13 protein-coding genes are annotated in these 15997 nt (G+C 72.7%); 4 read left to right on the forward strand and 9 right to left on the reverse strand.

The features are described 5' to 3' along the window. Position 1: 1 nt before the first annotated feature. Together ACIBM5_RS44760 and ACIBM5_RS44765 are read left to right on the forward strand one after the other, a co-directional pair. Positions 2-847 carry an alpha/beta fold hydrolase gene (locus ACIBM5_RS44760; protein ID WP_396012447.1) on the forward strand — a complete coding sequence of 282 codons (846 nt, stop codon included), beginning with the start codon at positions 2-4 and terminating at the stop codon, positions 845-847. A 108-nt stretch (positions 848-955) separates the two neighbouring features. After that, positions 956-1930, forward strand: a complete 975-nt coding sequence (locus ACIBM5_RS44765) for an alpha/beta hydrolase (protein WP_396012448.1) — start codon at positions 956-958, stop codon at positions 1928-1930. A 391-nt stretch (positions 1931-2321) separates the two neighbouring features. Here ACIBM5_RS44765 and ACIBM5_RS44770 read toward each other — a convergent pair whose 3' ends face one another. The 7 genes from ACIBM5_RS44770 to ACIBM5_RS44800 all read right to left on the reverse strand — a co-directional run bounded on the left by ACIBM5_RS44770 (position 2322) and on the right by ACIBM5_RS44800 (position 11902). Further along, complete coding sequence (locus tag ACIBM5_RS44770) at positions 2322-3191, reverse strand: helix-turn-helix domain-containing protein (protein ID WP_396012449.1); 870 nt, start codon at positions 3189-3191, stop codon at positions 2322-2324. Positions 3192-3339: 148 nt separating this feature from the next. Further along, positions 3340-4230 (reverse strand): AraC family transcriptional regulator, encoded by an 891-nt coding sequence (locus tag ACIBM5_RS44775; RefSeq protein WP_396012450.1) that lies wholly within the window; start codon positions 4228-4230, stop codon positions 3340-3342. Between the two features lie 83 nt (positions 4231-4313). Continuing rightward, a complete protein-coding gene (locus ACIBM5_RS44780) occupies positions 4314-5027 on the reverse strand; it encodes a hypothetical protein (RefSeq protein ID WP_396012451.1) in 714 nt (237 codons plus the stop codon). Between the two features lie 158 nt (positions 5028-5185). Continuing rightward, complete coding sequence (locus ACIBM5_RS44785) at positions 5186-6199, reverse strand: alpha/beta hydrolase (RefSeq protein ID WP_396012452.1); 1014 nt, start codon at positions 6197-6199, stop codon at positions 5186-5188. A gap of 217 nt (positions 6200-6416) precedes the next feature. Further along, positions 6417-9182 (reverse strand): AAA family ATPase, encoded by a 2766-nt coding sequence (locus tag ACIBM5_RS44790; protein WP_396012453.1) that lies wholly within the window; start codon positions 9180-9182, stop codon positions 6417-6419. A gap of 330 nt (positions 9183-9512) precedes the next feature. Beyond that, the gene (locus tag ACIBM5_RS44795) at positions 9513-10859 is read right to left on the reverse strand and encodes a protein kinase (RefSeq protein ID WP_396012454.1); all 1347 of its coding nucleotides are present in this window, start codon (positions 10857-10859) and stop codon (positions 9513-9515) included. A 353-nt stretch (positions 10860-11212) separates the two neighbouring features. Then, the gene (locus tag ACIBM5_RS44800) at positions 11213-11902 is read right to left on the reverse strand and encodes a TetR/AcrR family transcriptional regulator (protein WP_396012455.1); all 690 of its coding nucleotides are present in this window, start codon (positions 11900-11902) and stop codon (positions 11213-11215) included. A 70-nt stretch (positions 11903-11972) separates the two neighbouring features. Here ACIBM5_RS44800 and ACIBM5_RS44805 point away from each other — a divergent pair, with 70 nt between their 5' ends. Then, on the forward strand, positions 11973-12785 hold the full coding sequence (locus ACIBM5_RS44805; protein WP_396012456.1) for a TauD/TfdA dioxygenase family protein: 813 nt from the start codon (positions 11973-11975) through the stop codon (positions 12783-12785). 219 nt (positions 12786-13004) lie between these two features. Continuing rightward, positions 13005-13676 (forward strand): TetR/AcrR family transcriptional regulator, encoded by a 672-nt coding sequence (locus ACIBM5_RS44810; RefSeq protein ID WP_396012457.1) that lies wholly within the window; start codon positions 13005-13007, stop codon positions 13674-13676. A gap of 98 nt (positions 13677-13774) precedes the next feature. Here ACIBM5_RS44810 and ACIBM5_RS44815 read toward each other — a convergent pair whose 3' ends face one another. Together ACIBM5_RS44815 and ACIBM5_RS44820 are read right to left on the reverse strand one after the other, a co-directional pair. Further along, positions 13775-15301 (reverse strand): GMC family oxidoreductase, encoded by a 1527-nt coding sequence (locus tag ACIBM5_RS44815; RefSeq protein WP_396012458.1) that lies wholly within the window; start codon positions 15299-15301, stop codon positions 13775-13777. A 141-nt stretch (positions 15302-15442) separates the two neighbouring features. Then, positions 15443-15955: a sugar phosphate isomerase/epimerase family protein gene (locus ACIBM5_RS44820; RefSeq protein WP_396012459.1), complete on the reverse strand. Its 513-nt coding sequence runs from the start codon at positions 15953-15955 to the stop codon at positions 15443-15445. Positions 15956-15997 lie beyond the last annotated feature (42 nt).

Genomic DNA, 15997 nt, shown 5'->3' on the forward strand with positions numbered 1-15997 from the left:
GATGAACTCACCGATTTCTCGTCGTACCCCGACGGCGTCCCTCGTGGCCGGCGCCGCGGCCCCGGGCGCCGCGTCCTCGACGCCGGCAGCGGCTGCCGACCGTTCGGGCAAGCCGCACGGGCGCCCGGGCACACCCACCGTCGTCCTGATCCACGGCGCGTTCGCCGACGCCTCCAGTTGGAGCACGGTGATCGAGCGCCTGCAGCGGCACGGCCACCGCGTGCTCGCGCCGGCCCTGCCGCTGCGCGGACTGGCGAGCGACGCCGCCTACATCCGCAGCGTTCTGGACAGCGTCACCGGACCGATCGTGCTGGTGGGGCACTCCTACGGCGGAGCGGTCATCAGCCAGGCCGCCGCCGACGCCCCGCAGGTCGAGGCCCTGGTCTACATCGCCGCGTTCGTCCCCGAGGTCGGGGAGAGCGCACTGCACCTCAGCGACAAGTTCCCCGGCGGCACCCTGGGACAGGCGACCGTCACCCGGCAGTACCCCCTGCCCGGTGGTGGGCAGGGGGAGGAACTGGTGATCAGGCAGGAGCTGTTCCACGAGCAGTTCGCGGCCGGTGTTCCGCTGCGGACCGCCCGGGTCATGGCGGCGGGACAGCGACCGATCACCCTGGCCGCACTCCAGGAGCCGGCCACCGCCGCCGCGTGGAAGAAGATCCCCAGCTGGTACCTCGTGGCCACCGAGGACCGCAACATCCCACCGGCCGCCGAGCGCTGGATGGCCGAGCGTGCCAACGCGCACACCGTTACCGTACGCGCACCGCACGCCGTGTCCGTGAGCGATCCCGAGCCCGTCACCGATCTGATCCTGCGCGCCGCGCGCTCGCTCGGCCCCGGCCACTGACCGTGCACGGACCGTCCGATGCGGTGCGTCGACGAGCATGCCGAAAGGCCTTCACTGCCTAAGGTGAAGGCGGCATCCGAAATTTCCGAAATGCGAAGGAGAATCCTCATGAACGACGACAGCGCGACCGGCACCAAGCCGGTCCTGGAGCCCGCGGCCCAGGCATTCGTCGAGGCCACCGCCAACCCGCCGTACCTGTTCGACCTGGGACCCGAGGCCGGGCGCAAGGCGGTGGACGAGGTCCAGTCGGGTGACACCCCGAAGCTCGCGATCGACGAGGAGTGGGTGGAGGTTCCGGGCGGCCCGACCGGCAGCGTCGACGTGCGCATCGTCCGTCCGGCCGGGGCCGTCGGCCCGCTTCCGGTGATCCTGTACATCCACGGCGCCGGGTGGGTGTTCGGCAACGCGCACACGCACGACCGTCTGGTCCGCGAACTCGCGGTCGGCACCGGGGCCGCCGTCGTCTTCCCCGACTACAGCCTCTCGCCGGAAGCGCGCTACCCGGTCGCCATCGAGCAGAACTTCGCGGTCGCACGGTGGGTCGTCACCGAGGGGGCGGCCAAGAACCTGGACGCCGCACGCATGGCCGTGGCCGGCGACAGCGTCGGCGGCAACATGACCGCGGCGCTGACCCTGATGGCCAAGGAGCGCGGCGGCGTCCCGCTGCTCGCCCAGGTGCTGTTCTACCCGGTCACCGACGCGAACTTCGACACCCCGTCCTACCACCGGTTCGCCGAGGGCTACTTCCTGCGCCGCGACGGCATGCAGTGGTTCTGGGACCAGTACACCACCGACCCGGCGCAGCGCGCCGAGATCACCGCGAGCCCGCTGCGGGCCACCGAGGAGCAGTTGGCCGATCTTCCCCAGGCCCTGGTCGTCACCGGCGAAGCCGACGTGCTGCGCGACGAGGGGGAGGCCTACGCCAACAAGCTGCGCGCGGCCGGCGTCGAGGTCACCGCGGTCCGCTACCACGGCATCATCCACGACTTCGTGATGCTCGACGCGCTGCGCGGCACCCACGCCGCCGAGGCCGCGATCACCCAGGCGACCGGCTTCCTGCGCTGCGCGTTCGAGTCGGCCTGACACCCGCCGTCGTGCTCGTGCACGGCGTTTGTCGCCGAGGCGAGACCTCGCGCGTCGCCCGGGTGATCCCCGGACGCGAGCGGGCCGCCGACCCCGTCGGCGAGACCGTCCGGTCGATCACCGGCTGACCCGCCGGCCACGCCGGGATCGCCGCCCGATGGCAAGCCGCCTCGGGCGGCGATCGCGGGACCTCCGGCCGGACCCGCGCACCACGAACCGCCTTCCGAAGCTTGGTGCCACGCCGACCCGTCTCCTGTGAAAGCAGGAAACGGGTCGGTCATATGTTCTACGTCCACGGCGGTCGGTGGACGCCGGCCGATGCGTACACCCACGCCCGGCTCGACCGGCCTGAGCCCGCGAACCCGGCGGCACCGGGAAGCGCCCGGAGCCGTCACCGGTCCGCGGTGTCGCCGAGGCCCCGCCAGTCGCGCGGGGAAACCCCGTAGGTCGCCCGGAAGGCCCTGCTGAAGTGCGCGGGGCTCACGAAACCCCATCGCTGCGCGACCGCCGACACGGTGGGGCTGACTCGTCCGCGCCTGGCCAGTTCCGCTGCGCAACGTTCCAGACGACGCCGCTGGATGAGCCGACCGACCGAGATCCCCTCGGATTCGAACATCCGGTGCAGGTACCGCACCGAGATCCGCTGGGCCTGCGCGATCCGCTCCGGGGACAGCTCCGGATCGCCCAGGTTCCGATCGATGTACTCGCGTACGCGGCGCGGAAGTTCGCCGAACGCCGAGTCGAGGTCCGGGCTCGCCGCGGGGGCGTGTTCGGCGATCAGGGTCGCCAGCAGGTCGGCGACGTTGCCGGCCAGCCGCTCGCCGACCGCGGGCGCGATGTCCGGCGCGGATCGGGCGAGCGAGGTCAGCACCGGCGCGAACATCGCCGCCACGCCGCGGTCCGGCGGGAAGGCGATGGCGGTGACGGCGGGCACGTTTCGCTCGGCGCCCCCCAGGCTTCGGCGCGGAACGTGGAACGCGTGCAGGCGCACGTGCCCTCCGTGCTCCACGCGGAACGGCCGATGGGTTTCCACCAGGAACATCTCGCCCGGTCGTACCGGCGTTTCGCGCCCGTCCTGCGACACGTGTGCCGTGCCGTCGATCTGGATCGTGATCGTCACGTGCGCGCCGGCGTCGTCGGCCGGCCGCATCGGTGTGCAGCCCGGCAGCCCGGTGTCCGCTTCCAGCGTGGCCACCTGCAGGAAGCCGAGGCGGCTCGTGCGGACCGGACGCGGGCACGGGATGATGTCTGCGATGGTCACGAGTTCTCCCGACGGCGTGCTGCGAACGGGACGACCGCTGGGCCGCCCTCGTCCATGATGGCGGCCCAGCGCACGTACCCGCATCAGTCACGTGACTGCCCGGTATTCGTCCCGGCCGTGCCGAAGCGCGGTGGGGACTTCCAAGACGTTACGGACGATGGCTCCGGGACGCGGCGGTGCGTGCTTCCCGCCAGTCCCGGGGCGACATCCCGAACGCCGCGCGGAACGTGCGGCTGAAGTGCCCCGAATTCACGAACCCCCAGCGCTGGGCCACGGCCCCCACCTTCGGGGGAGGCGACCCCGGGCGCCCGAGTTCGCGTCGGCACTCCTGGAGGCGGCGCAGCTGGATCCAGCGTCCGAGCGTCATGCCCCGGCCTTCGAACAGCTTGTGCAGATACCGGACGGACACGTAGTGCGCGGCGGCGATGGTCTCGGGGCTGAGCCCGGGGTCGCCGAGCCGGCAGTTCACGTACCACCGGATGTCGCTCATGAGCGCGGTCTCCGGGCCGGCCTGCGGCGGTTCGTCGAGTTCGGCGAGAAGCGTCGAGACCAGGTCCGCAAGGTGGTGTGTCATCCGGTCGAGCAGCGGGGGAGCGGGGGCCGGAGTCCGGCAGAGGGATACCGCGGCGGGTACCACCAACGCCGCGGTGCCGCGGTCCGCCGGAAGGACCCGCCCCACGGCGCGCCGCAGCACCTCGTCGGGCTCGGTCAGCAGGGTCCGCGGCAGACGCAGGACGGCCGGGTCGCATCCGTACGGCGATGTGATGGTGCAGGGGCACCGCCCGTCGAGGATGGCGAACGCCCCCTCGGGAAGCATCCGCTCGACACCGTCCACGGCGAGCACGACCGCGCCGTCCAGCGGCACCACTACGGCGATCTCGCTCTCGTCCGGCCCGGGGGCGGTGGTGTCGAGGGGGCCCTGTGGTCCCGCCGGGATCCGGATGACGGTGTTGTCGTGCGTGCCGAGGTGGCCGGGGGCGGGCGGCGGTCGGTCCGAGATGTCCGGTCTCTGGGGCACCGCGTTCGTCAGGGGCCGCATCACCGCTCCGCAATCGTCCGGATCGGGCGGCGTCGATCCACCGCCCCGAAGATCGTCCTGCGCAGCGTCGCGGCGGTGTTAGGTCAATTGACTGCCCTTCCTGCCCGGCCGGGACTGCCCGACCGACCCTCGGGTACCGCGGGCGGCATCGAGGCCCCGATCGGGGCGATCGCGCGGCGACCCGTCCGGGGGACGCGGTCGGCGCCCGCGGCCGCCTCGGTCAGCACGGCGGCGAGAATCTCCGCCGTGTGCCCGGCGAGCCGGTCGGCCACGGCGGGGGCGAGCGGCGCCAGGACGTCGGCAGGCCGCTCCAGGAGAGGCAGCAGGATTCCGGCCCGGCCGTCGGATGCCGAGATCGCCCGGCCGGTGCCGGCCGCGAGCACCGCCTCCGGCACCGCGAGTGCCCGATCCGGCAGCCGTACGAGGCGCAACGTGAAACGCCCGTGCCAGCGCAGTGCGAAGGGCCGGCGGAGGTCGAGCAGGCAGAGCTCGCCGTCGCGCAGGAAGGTTCCGCGTCCGTCCTGGGTCAACTCCCCCGTGCCGTGCCGCTGGAAGGCCACGGCGACGCCGGTGCCGGGGTTTTCGGCGACGAGCCGGGACGTCCGGGCCAGGCGCAGCGCGTCGGCTTGCACCTCGAGAAGGCGGACGTAGCCGAATCGGGCCTCGCTCAGCACGGCGCTGAACGGCCCGGGGCGGACCGTGACCCGGACCCGGCCCAGCCGGCGGGCGAAGGCGTCCTGGACGGTCGCCGCCGGATCGGCCACGGGCGGCGACGCGGTGTCCAGTACGACGTCCACATGGCCTCCCTCGGCCCGTCGGGCGGCCCACGCCCACGGACCGCGATGCCCGGGTCGTCGGCGTGCCGGGCGCGTCCGCAGCATCTCACGCGCCGGCGACCGCGCCCGCGCAGGCCCGACCGCCCGCGCGAGGGCGCGGCGATCCGGCGGCGCGAGGCTCAGCCGCGCCGGGCGTGCAGCGCGACGTGGAGCGTGTCGACGACCTGAATGCGAGCCGCCGTGGACGCGTGACTGGCCCGCAGCGCGTCGAAGGCGACGAAGCCGTGGACGGTGCCGTGGTAGCACAGCGAGACCACGGCGACCCCGGCGGCCCGCAACCGGGCGGCATACGCTTCCCCCTCGTCGCGCAGGACGTCGGCCTCGGCGGTGACGATCAGCGTCGGCGGCAGGCCCGCCAACTCGGCGCCGGCGGCGCGCGACGGGGAGGCGGTGCTCTGCGTGCGCAGCGCGGCGTCGGGCACGTACCGGTCCCAGAACGCCGTCATCGCCGAGGCGTCGAGAAAGTAGCCTTCCGCGAATTCGCGGTACGACGGGGTGTCGGCGGCGGCGTCGGTGGCCGGGCAGATCAAGACCTGCTGCACCATCTCGGGGCCGCCGCGTCGCTTGGCCAGCAGGGTGAGGCCGGCTGCGAGGTTGGCCCCCGTCGACACCCCCACCACCGCGATGCGCCGCGGATCGAGACCGTCCTCGGCGCCCTGTGCGGCGATCCAGTCGAGCACGGCGTGCAGGCGTTCGATCGTCTCCGGATAACACTCGTCCCGCTGCTGGGGCGTGTCGAGCACGACGACGGCCGCGTCGGTGCCCAGGACCAGGTCGCGTTCGAAGTCGCGCTGCGGCGGCACCGCTCCGGGCGTCCAGATCGGGCCCGGGATGTACAGGATCACCGGAAGCGGCTCGTCCGCGTCGGTCGGGCGGACGATGCGCACGAGGTTGCGCTCGCCCCGGGCGCCGGGAAGCGCGAGGCGGTCCTCGGCGACGTCGGGATGCGACCCGAACCCGTCGTCCCCGGGCACCGGCGGGAGGAGCCGATCGCGTTGCGTCGACGCGGAGCCGCCCGCCGTTCGTCCGGGAGCGGGAGTGCCCACCGCCTGTTGCCGATACGCGTCCACGAACACGCGGGCCAAGGGTTCGAGCACGACCGGTTGCCGTACGGGCCGGGGTTCGGGTTCCACAGAAACTCCTGCACTGGCATGACCGCGGCCGTCGGGAGGCCGCGGTCCATGGGCTCCGTTCCCAGCCTAGGGACCCGACGCGCGGCGGGAGTCCTCGGCTTGCCCGAGTGTGTGCCCCTGGCTGCACAGTTTTTCGGGTATCCCGTTTTCCGCTCTCCCCGCATCCCGTTCTTCCGCACCCCGCGCGGCGGCGTGGTGACACCGTGGTGCGACGGCTTCAGGAGTCGCCGCCGAGCGCCCGGCCGATGGCCGCTCGGGAGGTGATCCCCAGCTTGGGGAAGATCCGGTACAGGTGTGCGGAGACCGTACGGGGCGACAGCTGCAACCGGGCTCCGATGTCCTTGTTGGACAGTCCCCGGGCGGCGAGCCGCGCGATGCGCAGTTCCTGCGCGGTCAGCAGCGTGTTCGTGCTCCCGAGTGCGCCGGCGGCACCGACCGCGCCCACCGGGTCGCCGGCGGCCCGCAGTTCCTGTTCGGCCAGCTCCCGCCACGGGCCGGCGTCGAGTCGGCGGAACGTGTGGTGGGCCTCGCGCAGCGCGGCGCGCGCCTCGGCCCGGTGCCTGCGGCGCAGCCACGAGCCGTGCGCGAGGCGCAAACGCGCCATCTCGAACGCCCACTGCGCGGCGCCGGGCACCGCGTACGCGTCCCGAAAGCGCGCATCGGCGGTGTCGTCCGGCGCGGTCAGCGCGGTGGCCGCGGCGAGCAGGAAGGCGTGGTGGTCGGAGATCTCTTCCATCCGGGCGGCTTCGCCGGCTGCCACGTGTGCGCGCGCCTCCGCGAGTCGGCCGGTGTGTACCGCGGCCGCGACGAAGTCGAAGAACACGAGATGGAACCAGGGCAGGCCGCGCGGCAGCACGCCGGGCTCGGTGAGTTCGGCCAGGTGCGCGTACGCCTCCTCGTACCGGCCGTGACCCAACGCGGCCAGGCCGCGCAGACGCGTGAGGTTGTCCGGCACGAGGCGCATCCGCGCGGCCACCGCGACGGGCCGGATCGACCGGTCGACCGCGCGCAGTTCCTCCTCGGCGCCGCGGCCGGCGAGGAAGTGCGCGTAGTAGAAACGGAACAGCAGCGCATTGCTGCGATAGCCGAGGTCGGCCGCGGCCTCCGCCTCCCGCAGGCAGATCTCGGCCGTGTCCCAGTTCCCGCGCAGGAAATCCTGGTAGCGCTCGGCCTTGGCCAGCGAGCCCTGGGTGGCGTAGCCGTCCCGGCCGGTGAATCGCCGCCGCAGTTCCGCGTCGGCGGCGTCGACCGCCGACGCCGTCCACAGGGCGAGCCAGCCACTGCCCGCTTCCTGCTCGTCGCTCATGTCCGCGAGCAGCGCCCGCAGCTCGTCGGCCACTCCGTGCGCGGTCCGGGCCGGGTCCGCCCACGCGCGGTAGGAAAGTCTGCCGAGGGGTGATGCCGTGGCGAGATGGCGTTCCAGCGCGTCCCAGCCACGCGGGTCGTCCGTGAGGGAAGTGGCCAGGAGCAGCTTGAAATATGCCTGCTCGGCCAAGCCCCCGAACGAGTCCGCGCCCGGTTGGGCCAGCGCCTGCAAGACCTCGGGCAGCAGCGTGAACGACGACTCGAAGTCGATGTGGTGGCTCTGGTCGAGGTACACCACGGCGTAGCCGAACAACGGGGCGACGTCGGGGGGCACCGGTCCCCGTTTCAGCTCGTCGACGAGCTGCGCGGTGTAACTCAGCCGGCCTCCCCGGGCGGCCATGACGGCGGCCCAGGTCAGCCGCCGGGCGCGCGGCTCGGGCGCCGGGCTCAGCGCGGCGGCGCGGTCCAGCAGCAGCGCGCCTTCGGCATCGCCGCCCCGGCCCGCGACCCGGCGACCCGCGTGTTCGAGGCGCGCGGCCAGGTCCTCGTCGGGCACGAGTGCCGCGGCGGCCTCGTGCACGAGTCGCCGCGGATCGTCGGGCAGCAGCGTTTCGGCGAGTGTCCGGTGCGCCGCGCGCCGGGCGTGGCCGGGGGCCGCGGCGATCACCGCGCTGCGCACCAGGGGATGGCGGAAGACCAGGGCCTTCGACTCGTCGAGTCGGGCCAGGCCGCTCGCCTCGATGTGCGCAAGCGTCCGTTCCGCGGCGTCGCCCGAGACGGCGCGCAGCCAGGCGCCGACGTTGCCCGCCGCGGTGTTGCCGCTGAGCGCGCTGAGCAGCAGGACACGGAGGGAATCCGGCGGCAGCGAGTTGATTCGACCGGCGAACAGGCGTTCCAGACGTCGGCCCAGTGGCAACATCTCGGGCATCGGCAGGTGGCCGTTGACATGCCCTTCCTCGAGTTGCACGGGCAGTTCCACCACGGCCAGCGGATTTCCGTCGGCCGCTTCCAGCACCCGGTTCGCCGCCGTCGCGACCATGGCCGGATACCGTTGCCGCAGCAGTGCTCCGGCGTCCGCGGGGGTCAACGCGCCGACCTCGACGGGAACGGTGGGCCAGCCGTCGTGCGCGTTCGCGTCCGCTCCGTCGTCGGGACGGGTGGTGCCCACGATGAGCACCGGCAGTTCGGCGATCCGCCGATTCAGGAACGCGAACACCGTCGCACTGGACGCGTCCATACAGTGCAGATCGTCGAGCAGGAGGGCGAGCGGCGCGGTACGGGCGGCGTCGGCGAGCAGCCGCAGAGCCGCCGCGCCGACCGCGAAGCCGCCGGGTGGCATGCCTTCCTGGAGTCCCAGCGCGCGATGCAGGGCGTCCCTGTGCGCCGGCGACAGTGTGTCGTCGGCCTCCAGGAGCGGCCACAGGACCTGGTGCAGTGCGCCGAAGGCCAGCCCCTGTTCGGCCTCGGAACCGACGGCGCGCAGCACGGTGAAGCCGCTCTCCCGGGCCTGGGTCTCGGTCCAGTCGAGCAGTGCGGTCTTGCCGATGCCGGCCTCCCCGCGCAGCAGCACCGCGGTACCTCGCCGGTCGACCCGGACATCGTGCAGGCCCTGTGCGAGCAGCGACTTCTCGCGCTCCCGACCCATCAGATCGTGAGCGCTTCGCTTCCCGCCGTCCACTGCCGTCCTGCCCTCACGCTTGCCTCGTGCTCTCGAACGGCGCCGACATTCGGCACGTGCTCGGGATGGAACCCGCATCGCTTCGACGCGAGGCCCGCGCGCCTACGTGCGTGCGGCGCGCGTCCAGGATAGTGGCCCCCGCGGGCGTCCCGGTCGGGCCGGGGGCGCGTCGCCGGGATCGTCAGCCGTGGTCGGGTCCCGGCCACGGTGGAGGCGGGTCGGCGCGAAGCCGGGGCCGATGCCACCGGCGTGGACATCGTGCTCGGCACCGGCGCAGCGATCGGCGCCCACGAGTAGGCGCCCACCCGGGCCGTGTGTGGCGGGCCCGGGCTATTTCTCCGGCTTGCCGCGAGGTGCGCTTGATTTGCTCTTTTTCTCCTTTTCCTTCGGGTCCTTTCGCGGCTCCTTGTTCGAATCGAGGGTCGGGGACTCGTCGTCGGCGGCGGGTGCGGAGACCCGGTTGTCGGCCGCGGGGGTTGTTTCCCGGGGTGCGACGGGAGCGGTCGTGTCCGGGGGCGGCGCCGCGGACGTCGGGGTCGTGGTGGGCAGGGCCGTGGTGGGCGGGCCCGTGGGCGGACCGGAAGGCGGGAGCGGGTCGGCGGTTCGGACGGGACGGCTGTTGTCCGCGTCCGGGGCGGCGTGGTCGTCGAGAACCGCCATGGTGGCCCCGGTCGCGCCCAGGATGATGCTCGCGACCACGCCCGTGGCCAACAACAGGCGATGTCGTTTCCGCCGCACCACCCTCGTACCGGATGCGGCCGGGGCCGAGGTCGACGGAGGGGCCCCGTCGTGGGCGGAGCGCAGGGTCGCGGCTTCCGGTTCGCGCGGCGCGCCGGACGTCGGTGTGGGCGATGACGCGGCGGCTTCGAGCAGGCGGACGCACTCGGCGGCGTCGGGCCTGGCAGCGGGATCGGTTCGGGTCATCGCCTCGATCACGGAGGCGAGTTCGCCGGGTACGTGGGAGGGGATGTGCGGTGCGCGCAGCGAGCGGGCCAGGGCGGCTTCGAGGGAGGCTCCCGGATATTCGCGTTCGCCCTTCAACGCCTCCAGCAGGACCAGGCCGAGGGCGTGGACGTCGCACGCGGGCCCGGAGCCCTGGCCGAGGATCTGTTCGGGCGCCAGGTAGGGGATGGTGCCGACGATCATGCCGGGTGTGGAGCGGGTGGGTTCGTCGACCAGACGCGAGATGCCGAAGTCGGCCAGGTACGGGACGTCGCCGGGGCCGATCAGGACGTTCGACGGCTTCACGTCCCGATGCACGATGCCGGCCGCGTGTACGTATGCCAACGCCGCGGCCAGTCGGGCGCCGAGCCTCGCCACCCGGTCGCCCGTCAGGGGGCCGTCCAGGATGTGCTCGCGCAGCGTGACACCCCTGACCAGGCGCATCACCACGTACGTGCAACTCTCGTGCCAACCGACATCGTGCACCGTGACGAGGGCGGGATGCGTCAACCGCCCCAGCAGCACGGCTTCCTGACAGAACCGTTCCGTCGTGACCGCGCATGCGCCGGGCCGGAAGACCTTGACCGCGACCTCCCGCCGAAGTCGCAGATCGACGGCCCGGAAGACGTCGGCGGTACCGCCCGCGCCCAGCAACTGCCCCAGGCGATAACGACCGTCGAGGATGCCACCGCTACGCGGAAGGGGACGCCGTATTCGGCGCGGCAATGCCGTCATGCAATCTCCCCGACTCGGTCCCGACAATGCCCGGGTCCCTACCCACCCTTCGCGCCCACATGCCCGAGCGCGACCCGAATGCCGAGAACTTCGCGTGCGCCGCAGGAGAAAGGGCGCCGGGACAAAAGCCGTACCGCTGCGCGAGGGCGACGGACCGGCCTGCGCGGCGGGGCGCCGGCCCCCGCGTCGGCCGCGCCGCCGCGGCACACCCGAACACCTGCGGCAACCCCACCGACCGACGTCCACCCGACCGACCTTGGCGTGGGCGGCACGGCGCCCGGCCCGCCTGACCGGTCGGCGCCGGACGGCCGTTTCCCGAACCGTCCGGTACGGGTGAGCCTCGGTCGCTGCGCCTACGTGGGCTCTTTCCCCGGCCGGGTGGTTGCGGGGCGTGTGCTCGGTGCGGTGAGGAGACCGAGTGTGGCGTCGACGAGGTCGGTGACGATGCGGTCGAAGGGCATGGGGAGTTCGTGGCCCTGTTCGAGGCGGGCCTCGATGTCGGCGAGGCAGGAGCCGATCGTGAATGTCATCAACCGCAGGCGTTCGGCCCGGATGTCGGCGGGCAGGTGACCGAGTCGGCGGACGACGAGTTCGGTGACCTTGTGGCGGGCGCTGGTGTATTCGGGGCCGAGGGGTCGGTCCAGGCCGGAGCCGGGGTCGGGCGGATCGAGGTCCAGGACGCCGCTGCCCATGGTGAAGCGGTGGATGAAGCGCATGTAGCAGGACGAGCCGCGCGCGTCGCGCACGCGCTCGGCGAGGGGCTGGACCTGGACCTGTACGAGGGCCCGCAGGTCGCCGCGCTGCTCTTCGGGCAGCGCGTTCAGCAGCTCCCAGCGGCGTTGGTTGAGCGGGCCGAGGCGGTCCTCGTACAAGGCGCGGACGAGGGCCTCACGGGTGCCGAAGTGGTACTGCACCGCCGACTTGTTGCGTTGCTCGGCGGCGCTGTTGATCTCCCGCAGGGACACGTCGGCCACGCCGCGCGCGGCGAAGAGCCGTTCGGCGGCGTCGAGGATCCGGCTGCGGGCGGAGGTCTTGACATCCATGCATTCAGTATAAGACATTGCGCCTGAGAGTATTAAGGCAAGTTGCCTGAATCCGTGAGGTGAGTGTTCCATGCCGAAGATTCGTCCGCTGACTCCGACCATCGGCGCCGAAGTGTCGGGCCTCGACCTCGACCGGGGGTACGCCGAGGTCGACGACGCGGTGATCGCCGAACTGACGGCCGCGTTCCACCGGCACAAGGTGCTGTTCTTCCGGGGGCAGGAGATCGACCCCGCGCGCCAACGCGACTTCGCCGCGCGGTTCGGACCGCTGCAGCGGTTCCCCATGGGCGAGCCGGCCGCCCCGGGCCTGGACGAGGTCATGGTCCTGGCCACCGGCGGCACGGCCCCCGCACACCACAAGGCGGACCGCTGGCACAGCGACGCCACGTTCCTGCCGTGCCCGCCGATGGGTTCCATGCTCCGCGCCATCGAGCTGCCGCCGGTCGGCGGGGACACGCTCTGGGCGGACATGGAAGCGGCGTACGCGGCGCTGTCGCCCCGATTCCAGGCGCTGTTGGAGGGCCTGACCGCGGTGCACGACCACCGCCGCAACCCGATCCACCGCGCCACGCTCGACCCGGACAAGCACCGGCCGGTCGAACACCCCGTGGTGCGGACCCACCCGGTCACCGGACGACGCGGCCTGTTCGTCAACAGCACGTTCACCGACCGGATCAACGGCGTCGGCGACCGCGAAGGGGCGGCGCTGCTGGCATTCCTGCTCCAGCACGTCGAGCGACCCGAGTTCCAGTGCCGCTTCCGCTGGGCACCCGGGGACATCGCGATGTGGGACAACCGCTGCACCCAGCACAACGCGGTATTCGACTACCACGAGCCGCGGCTGATGCACCGGATCGTGTTCGAGGGCGACGCTCCCCGCTGACCGCGGAACCGCCCACGAAAGGGACACGCCCTGCCCGCGCACGCGTACGCCGACGCGGCGCGGAGCCCGGAAACCGGCTCGGGCGCGTCTGCCGTGCCGTGCCCCGGGACGCCAAAGGGAGTGCGGCGTGCCCGGGCAGTCGCGGACGGTATGACCAGTGAGTGGACGCCTCGGCCTCGGACGTCTCGGGCGAACGAGTCGGCTCGGTAGGCTGGCCGCATGCCCGCCCCCACGCGCCGACCCTCCGATTCCGCAGGCCGCTCCGCAGCCCCGGACCTGCGTGCCCAGCAGAAGCGGTACACCCGGCAACGGCTGATCGCCGCCGCGGCCGGGCTGTTCGAGACGCAGGGCTACGAGGCGACCACCGTCGACGACATCGTCGCCGAGGCGGGGGCCGCCCGGGCCACGTTCTACCTGCACTTCACCGGCAAGGGCGACATCGTCGCCGAACTGGCCGACCGGATCTGGGCGGACACGGCAGCGATGTTCGCCGCGTTCGGCGAGCTGCCCGACTGGTCGCACGCGAGCATCCGGGCGTGGCTGACGACGTATGTCACCCGGGGCGAGGAGAACCGGCAGGCGCTGAACATCTTCGCCGAGCAGTTGCCGCACGCGCTGCGCGACCAGCACCAGGAGCACGTCAAGGAGTTCGTCGTCCTGCTCACCCGGCCGCCCGAGCGTTGGGCGCACTTCTCCAAGCCGGAGGCCAGGCGGCGTGCCTACCTGTTGATCACGCAGTTGGAGACGTTCCTGCCCTCGTGGATCGCGGGCAGGTGGAGCCGGGAACGCTCCGCCATCCTCGACACGCTGACCGGCATCTGGCGCAACACGCTCGAAGCCGACCGGAACGAGGCGCTCGCGGGCGTCGGCCGGCCGACCGCGCACGGGTGACCGCCGCCGGTCGCCGGTCGACCGCGTCCGGGGACCTTCGACGTTCGGGCGCCGCGGTACCGGGCGGCGCGGCCACCAGGGTCCGCCGGATCCACGGCCTACGCGTCGGTCGCGATCAGCTCCGCGCCCAACTCGCCGAGGGCGGTTGCCAGTAGGTGGGTGTTGGCGCGCGGCACGGTCGGTATGACCGAGGCGTCCACGATGTGCAGGCCGGTCAGTCCGTGGACCCGCAGCTTCGCGTCGACCACGCTCGACGCCGGGTCGGTGCCGATCCGGCAGGTGCCGACGCCGTGGTAGAAGGCGTAGTGGGACTCGGCGAACGACGCGCGGAGTTCGTCGTCGGGCGTGTGCGCTGCGGCCCGGACGGCGGCCGGGTCGAGCGCGAGACCGGAGGCGGCCACGACGCGGGCGGCCAGGCGCACCCCGATGGCCAGCCGCTCCAGGTTGTCGCGGTCGGTGGTGAACGGCCAGGAGATCAGTGCGGGGGCGTCGGGCGCGGCGCCGGTGGGGACGACCGACCCGAAGCCGTTGGGCAGTTGCAGGGCGACGCTGATCTCGATCTCGCGCGTGCCGTCCGGGTTGCGCCGTGCGACGGGGGTGAGTTGGAGGTCGTGCGTGCGTCCCCGGCCCGGGTGGGCGGTCGCGCGGGCGATGGTCTGGAGCGTGGGTCCGCCGTCGGGCACCGCGTCGGGACGGACCGCCGCGCGATACGACACGACCATGTGGTCGCTCAGGTTGCGGCCCACCGCGGGTAGTTCGTGGACCGGATCCAGACCCAGCGCGGCGACGTCGCGCGCGGGTCCCACGCCGGAGCGGCACAGCAGCAGGGGATTCTGCACGACGCCGGCGGACAACACGACGCGGCCCGCGTACACCCGCTCGCCGTCCGCGAGTTCGATGCCGGTCGCTCGGCCGCCGTCGAGCAGGATGCGGCGTACGTGGGCGTCGCCGCGTACGGTCAGGTTCGGCCGTCCGCGGGCGGCGTCGAGGTAGGCGACGGTGTTCGACACCCGTTCCGTGCCGCGCCGGTTCATCGGGATCGGGCCCGCGCCCGTCGTCCCGGGGCGGCTGTGGTCGGGGCAGAACGGCAGCCCCGCGGCCACGCATCCATCCACGAAGCCGCGTTGCAACGGCGTCCAGTCGGCCTCCGGATGCCGCAGGATCGGGATCGGCCCGCGATCCCCGTGGTGGGGCTCGCCGCCGAAGTCCAGGTCGTGCTCGATGCGGTTGAGGTACGGCAGTATGCGCTCCCAGCGCATCCCCTCCGGCCACGCCGCGAAGTCCGCCGGCTCCGGGCGCATCGCCACCGCGCCGTTGGTCGCCGAGGAGCCCCCGACGCCGCGCCCGCGCGCGTAGTTGAGCGTGCGTCCGGTCGAGGCGACCTTGTCGCCCCAGTTGTAGGGCCAGGCCACCGGCCGCGACAGGTGCCGCAGTTCGTCGGGCAGCGCGTCGGGGTGGTGGTCGGGGCCGGCCTCGACCAGCAGGACCGTACGCTCCGCCTGCTCCGACAACCGGGCGGCCAGGACGCACCCGGCCGAGCCCGCACCGATCACGACGACGTCGTACGAGCCCGGACCGCTTCCCCGGGACGCACCGGTGTCGAGGTGTGTCTGAACGGCTGCCATGTGCGCTTCCTCTGCTTCCACTTTCCTGACCACGGACCCACCTTGGTGCTGTGTGTGCTGTGTGTGCTGTGTGCTGTTCGTGCGGTGCGTGCTGTTCGTGCGGTGCGGTGCTGCGCTGCGCGCGAGGGAGCCCCGCCCCGCCTACCCGAAGCGTGTCGCCGCCGATTCCCACACCGAGCGCGACGATGCGAGGGTGGCGGCGGCGAACTCGTGGAGGTCGGCGGTGCGCCACGCCTCGGAGAGCAGCTCCACACTCACCACGCCGTCGTAACCCTTCGCCACCAGCGTCGCGCAGAATCGGTCCAGGTCCAGGACACCTCGGCCCGGTAGGACCCGGCGGTGCATGCACTCGTGGTGCACGTCCGGCGAGACCGGCTCGGGCGCGTCCGCGAACTGCACGAAGCCGACGCGATCCAGCGGCAGCGCGACCAGGTCCTGCCACCTGCTCGGCCCCCGGAAGAAGTGCCAACTCTCCACGACCAGGCGCAGGTTCGGGTGCGCCACTTGATCCAGCAGGCGCAGTGCCTCAGGGATCGAGTCGACATGCCGAGTGGGCAGGAATTCCAGGGACAGGCCGATCCTTTCCTCGGCCAGTGACCGGGCACACTCGGCCGTGTTCGCCACCACGCCGTCGTCGATCCCACCGGTGACCACGCGACCAACGAGACCAGTTCGTGGCAGGGCAGGTCGCGGTGC

It is taken from the genome of Embleya sp. NPDC050493, from assembly GCF_044458105.1.
GTDB lineage: Bacteria > Actinomycetota > Actinomycetes > Streptomycetales > Streptomycetaceae > Embleya.